Source organism: uncultured Streptococcus sp., from assembly GCF_963521865.1.
Taxonomy (GTDB): domain Bacteria; phylum Bacillota; class Bacilli; order Lactobacillales; family Streptococcaceae; genus Streptococcus.
Map to the genome: position 1 here is coordinate 1 of NZ_CAUQWY010000061.1, position 5646 is coordinate 5646.

Below are 5646 nucleotides of genomic sequence, written 5' to 3' on the forward strand. Positions count from 1 at the left end.
CAGATATTGGTGAGGAAGACGGTCAACAGTATCTTGCAATGGAGTATGTTGCTGGGCTAGACCTCAAACGCTATATCAAGGAACACTATCCTCTCTCTAATGAAGAAGCCGTCCGCATTATGGGACAAATCCTCCTAGCCATGCGTTTGGCCCATACCAGAGGGATTGTTCACAGGGACTTGAAACCTCAAAACATCCTTTTGACACCAGATGGGACTGCCAAGGTTACAGACTTTGGTATTGCAGTAGCCTTTGCTGAGACGAGTCTGACTCAGACTAACTCGATGCTGGGTTCGGTTCATTACTTGTCACCAGAGCAGGCGCGTGGTTCGAAGGCGACTGTACAAAGTGATATCTATGCCATGGGGATTATCTTCTATGAAATGCTGACAGGTCATATCCCTTATGACGGGGATAGCGCGGTGACCATCGCCCTCCAGCATTTCCAGAAACCACTGCCATCGGTTATAGCAGAAAATCCATCTGTGCCTCAGGCTTTGGAAAATGTTGTTATCAAGGCAACTGCCAAGAAATTGACAGATCGCTACAAATCAGTAGCTGAAATGTATGTGGACTTGTCTAGTAGTTTGTCTTATAATCGTCGTAATGAACCAAAGCTGGTCTTTGACGATGCGACTAAGGCGGACACCAAGACTCTACCAAAAGTATCTCAGAGCACCTTGACCTCAATTCCTAAGGTGCAAACACAAAGTCCGAAGCCACAGGCTGCCAAGCCGAGTCAGCAGGTTTCAGAAGACAATTACGTAACCAAGCCTGTTAAGAAACGGAAATTTAGAGTTCGCTATATGATTTTGTTGGCCAGCATTGTATTGGTGGCAGCTTCTCTTATTTGGATCTTATCCAGAACTCCTGCAACCATTGCCATTCCAGATGTGGCAGGTCAGACAGTTGCGGAGGCCAAGGAAACCCTCAAGAAAGCCAATTTTGAGATTGGCGAGGAGAAGACAGAGGCTAGTGAAAAGGTGGAAGAGGGGAGGATTATCCGTACAGATCCTGGCGCTGGAACTGGTCGAAAAGAAGGAACGAAAATCAATTTGGTTGTCTCATCAGGCAAGCAATCTTTCCAATTGAGCAATTATATCGGCCGTAAATCAACAGATGTTATCGCAGAACTCAAGCAGAAGAAGGTTCCTGAAAATCTTATCAAGATCGAGGAAGAAGAATCAAGTGAGAGCGAAGCAGGAACTGTTCTCAGACAGAGTCCAGCTGCTGGGACAACCTATGATTTGAGCAAGGCATCAACGATTACCTTAACCGTTGCTAAGAAAGTAACCAGCATTGCCATGCCAAGTTATACAGGATCTAGTCTTGAATTTACTAAAAACAATCTCGTTCAAATTGTCGGTATTAAAGAAGCCAATATTGAAGTGGTAGAAGTGTCGACAGCTCCCGCTGGAACTGCTGAAGGTACAGTCGTTGAACAGAGTCCAAAAGCAGGTGAAAAGGTTGATTTGACGAAGACGCGTGTCAAGATTTCAATTTATAAGCCAAAAACACTGCCGTCAACGTCATCATCAGCACCAGTCCAACGTGGAAACCAAGGTTCTACTACAACACCAAGTCAGGGGAACCAACAAGGAAATCAACGAGGGAATGCACCTGCTACTACTCAATCAAGTAGTGAAGGCAACCACGAAAATTCTCGTGATTAAACGAATCTTTGTCATGATTTCATGGCAAAGATTTTTTTTGACTCCAGATTTGTGATAGAATAGAGGGAGTTGATAAAAGGAGGCAAGCATGGAAGAGTCAAAAGAATTAAATGCCGTCATTGATGTGATTATGCTAGCAGGAACCATTCTTCTCAAAAGTGGTTCAGAGATTCATCGCGTAGAAGATACTATGATTCGTATTGCGCATTCGCAGGGGATTGTGGATTGCAATGTTCTTGCCATGCCTGCCGCTATCTTTTTCTCGATTGAAAATACCAATATTTCGCGTATGAAGCGTGTGACCTCCTCTTCTTATAACATCGAAAAAGTCTGCGATGTGAATCAGATTTCTCGTCAGCTGGTTGAGGGGCAGATTGATTTAGAGGCAGCCTTCAAGCAATTGACGGTCTTGCAAGCTCAACCCCTTCCCTATACCAAGTTGCAGGTGACTTTGGCTGCGACCTTTAGTGCTCCTTTCTTTTCGGTTATGTTTAGCGGAAATATCTATGACGCACTTGGGGCAGGAGTGGCTACCTTATTTGGTTTTGCTTTTTCCCTCTATGTGGAGAAGTTTATCCGAATTCCTTTTGTGACAGCCTTTGCTGGAGCCTTTGTCTTTGGAATGATAGCCCAGTTTTGGGCTCGCTACACAGGTTTTCCTTCAACGGCAGATTTGATTATAGCTGGTGCGGTCATGCCTTTTGTACCAGGAATTGCCTTGACCAATGCGGTTCGGGATATTATGACCAACCACATAAACTCTGGTATGAGTAAGATGTTTGAATCCCTGCTCATTACCCTTGCTTTAGGGGCAGGAACTTCTGTTGCCTTGGTATTGATGAACTAATATGACACTAACAACCTTTTTATTACAAGCAGTAGCAAGTCTTCTTGCCATTATCACTTTTTTAATCGTACTCAATGTGCAACGCTCCATGCTCTTACCTGGGGGGATTTTGGGCATGGCTGTCTGGCTAATTTATCTCTTGCTCAAGGAACCGACCAATGTTATTGTGGCTACTTTTATTGCAGCTATTATCGGTTCTTGTATCAGCCAGATTTTAAGTATTCTTTATAAGACACCTGCTGTGGTCTTTATCTTGGCTATCTTGGCACCTCTGGTTCCAGGTTATCTTTCTTATCGGACAACTGCCTTTTTTGTGACAGGGGATTATAGTCATGCCATTGCCAGTGCTACCTTGGTTGTTATGTTGGCTTTGGTGATTTCTATTGGAATGGCTAGTGGAACAGTGATTCTCAGACTTTATTCCTACTTAAGAAAACAGCAAAATAGTTAGACTAATAAGGGACTTGATTTGGTGAATCAAGTCTTTTTTCTCTCTTTTACTGCCATTTGTGATAAAATAGTAATGAACGATTTTTTACATGAATGATAAAACAGAGGTAAATATGACAATCGGTATTGATAAGATTGGTTTTGCGACCAGTCAATATGTCTTGAAATTACAAGACTTAGCAGAAGCGAGGGGAATTGACCCTGAAAAATTAAGTAAAGGACTCTTGCTCAAGGAATTGAGTATTGCCTCCCTAACTGAGGATATCGTGACCTTGGCGGCCAGTGCTAGTGACTCTATTTTAACTGAGCAAGAAAGAGCAGAAATTGACATGGTCATTGTAGCTACTGAGTCAGGAATTGACCAAAGCAAGGCTGCGGCCGTCTTTGTGCATGGTTTGCTGGGCATCCAGCCTTTTGCTCGTAGTTTCGAAATTAAAGAAGCCTGCTATGGGGCGACAGCTGCCCTCCATTATGCCAAATTGCATGTGGAAAATTCGCCAGAGTCCAAGGTCTTGGTCATTGCCAGTGATATTGCCAAATACGGTATTGAAACTCCAGGAGAACCAACTCAGGGAGCTGGAAGTGTGGCTATGTTGATTACTCAAAATCCACGCATTATGGCCTTTAATAATGACAATATCGCTCAGACTCGTGACATCATGGACTTTTGGCGTCCAAATTACTCAACAACCCCTTATGTAAATGGTGTTTATTCTACCCAACAATACTTGGATAGTTTGAAAACGACTTGGCTTGAATATCAAAAACGCTACCAGCTTACTTTGGATGATTTCGCGGCGGTTTGCTTCCACTTACCTTATCCTAAATTAGCGCTAAAAGGCTTGAAAAAAATTATGGATAAGAGCCTACCTCAAGAGAAAAAAGACCTCTTGCAAAAGCATTTTGACCAGTCTATTCTCTACAGTCAAAAGGTAGGGAATATCTATACAGGTTCTCTCTTTCTTGGACTTTTGTCTCTCTTGGAAAATACAGATAGCTTGAAGGCTGGGGATAAAATTGCTCTTTATAGTTACGGAAGTGGGGCTGTGGCTGAGTTCTTCAGTGGTGAATTGGTTGAAGGTTATGAAGCTTATCTAGATAAAGACCGCTTGAACAAGCTCAACCAACGTACTGTCCTATCTGTCGTCGACTATGAAAAGATCTTCTTTGAGGAAGTGGACTTGGATGAAACAAACTCTGCCCAGTTTGCAGATTTTGAAAATCAAGACTATGCCTTGGTTGAAATTGTTGATCATCAACGCCGTTATAGCAAGGTTGAAAAATAATGAAGATAAGTTGGAATGGATTTTCTAAAAAATCATACCATGAGCGCCTCGAGCTGTTAAAAGCTCAGGCGCTCCTTAGTCCTGAAAAACAAACCAGTCTGGAGCAGGATGAACAGATTAGCGTGACTGTGGCAGACCAGCTGAGTGAGAATGTAGTGGGAACTTTTTCTCTGCCTTATTCGCTGGTTCCAGAGGTTCTTGTCAACGGTCAGGAATACACAGTTCCCTATGTGACAGAAGAACCGTCCGTGGTTGCTGCGGCCAGCTATGCCAGCAAAATCATCAAGCGTGCAGGTGGCTTTACTGCACAAGTCCATGAGCGTCAGATGATTGGGCAGGTAGCCCTTTATCAAGTTGCTAATCCTGAACAAGCGCAAGAGAAGATTGCCAGCAAGAAGGCAGAGCTCTTGGAACTTGCTAATCAAGCCTATCCTTCTATCGTCAAACGTGGAGGTGGGGCGCGTGATTTACATGTAGAACAGATTAAAGGCGAAACAGACTTTCTCGTTGTTTATCTCCATGTCGATACCCAGGAAGCCATGGGTGCCAATATGCTCAACACCATGCTGGAGGCCTTGAAACCAGTCTTAGAAGAACTCAGTCAGGGACAGAGTCTCATGGGGATTCTATCAAACTACGCGACCGATTCTCTAGTGACGGCAAGTTGCCGCATCGCCTTTCGCTACTTGAGTCGCCAAAAGGATCAAGGACGAGAAATTGCAGAGAAGATAGCCTTGGCTAGTCAGTTTGCGCAGGCTGATTCTTATCGAGCAGCGACCCACAATAAAGGGATTTTTAACGGTATTGATGCGATTTTGATTGCCACTGGTAATGACTGGCGTGCCATCGAAGCTGGTGCTCATGCCTTTGCCAGCCTAGATGGACGCTATCGAGGTCTTAGTCAATGGACACTGGACCTTGAAAGAGAAGAATTGGTCGGTGAGATGACCCTGCCCATGCCTGTAGCGACCAAGGGTGGCTCTATCGGCCTCAACCCTCGTGTAGCTCTCAGTCATGAACTACTGGGAAATCCATCTGCTAAAGAATTAGCCCAGATCATTGTCTCTATCGGGCTTGCCCAAAACTTTGCGGCCCTCAAAGCCTTGGTGAGCACAGGGATTCAGCAAGGCCACATGAAATTACAGGCCAAATCCTTGGCACTTCTCGCAGGTGCTAGCGAATCCGAGGTAGCTCCCCTAGTCGAGCGCCTCATCGCAGATAAAACCTTTAACCTAGAGACAGCCCAGCGTTATCTCGAAAAATTAAGATTATAAAAAACTCAGACGAATTCGGTCTGAGTTTTCTTGTGCTTATACTCAATGAAAATCAAAGAGCAAACTAGCCGCAGGTTGCTCAAAGCACTGCTTTGAGGTTGTAGATAAGACTGACG

At 44.2% G+C, this 5646-nt stretch carries 5 protein-coding genes; all 5 read left to right on the forward strand.

The features are described 5' to 3' along the window. Positions 1 to 1673 (forward strand): Stk1 family PASTA domain-containing Ser/Thr kinase (gene pknB, locus RWO85_RS09510; RefSeq protein WP_314415563.1); only part of this gene is annotated, 1673 nt, incomplete at its 5' end. A gap of 88 nt (positions 1674 to 1761) precedes the next feature. Beyond that, entirely contained in the window at positions 1762 to 2520 is a 759-nt protein-coding gene (locus tag RWO85_RS09515; RefSeq protein WP_314415564.1) for a threonine/serine exporter family protein, read from the forward strand. A gap of 1 nt (position 2521) precedes the next feature. Next, positions 2522 to 2971 carry a threonine/serine exporter family protein gene (locus RWO85_RS09520; protein ID WP_314415565.1) on the forward strand — a complete coding sequence of 150 codons (450 nt, stop codon included), beginning with the start codon at positions 2522 to 2524 and terminating at the stop codon, positions 2969 to 2971. Between the two features lie 112 nt (positions 2972 to 3083). Further along, positions 3084 to 4256 (forward strand): hydroxymethylglutaryl-CoA synthase, encoded by a 1173-nt coding sequence (locus RWO85_RS09525; RefSeq protein WP_314415570.1) that lies wholly within the window; start codon positions 3084 to 3086, stop codon positions 4254 to 4256. Beyond that, positions 4256 to 5530 (forward strand): hydroxymethylglutaryl-CoA reductase, degradative, encoded by a 1275-nt coding sequence (locus tag RWO85_RS09530; protein ID WP_314415567.1) that lies wholly within the window; start codon positions 4256 to 4258, stop codon positions 5528 to 5530. The genes RWO85_RS09525 and RWO85_RS09530 overlap by 1 nt, the downstream gene beginning before the upstream one ends. Positions 5531 to 5646: the final 116 nt, after the last annotated feature.

Coding starts and splice junctions, on each gene's coding strand:
- RWO85_RS09530 (WP_314415567.1), top strand. CDS start 4,256: ATGAAGATAAGTTGGAATGGATTTTCTAAAAAATCATACCATGAGCGC.
- RWO85_RS09515 (WP_314415564.1), top strand. CDS start 1,762: ATGGAAGAGTCAAAAGAATTAAATGCCGTCATTGATGTGATTATGCTA.
- RWO85_RS09525 (WP_314415570.1), top strand. CDS start 3,084: ATGACAATCGGTATTGATAAGATTGGTTTTGCGACCAGTCAATATGTC.
- RWO85_RS09520 (WP_314415565.1), top strand. CDS start 2,522: ATGACACTAACAACCTTTTTATTACAAGCAGTAGCAAGTCTTCTTGCC.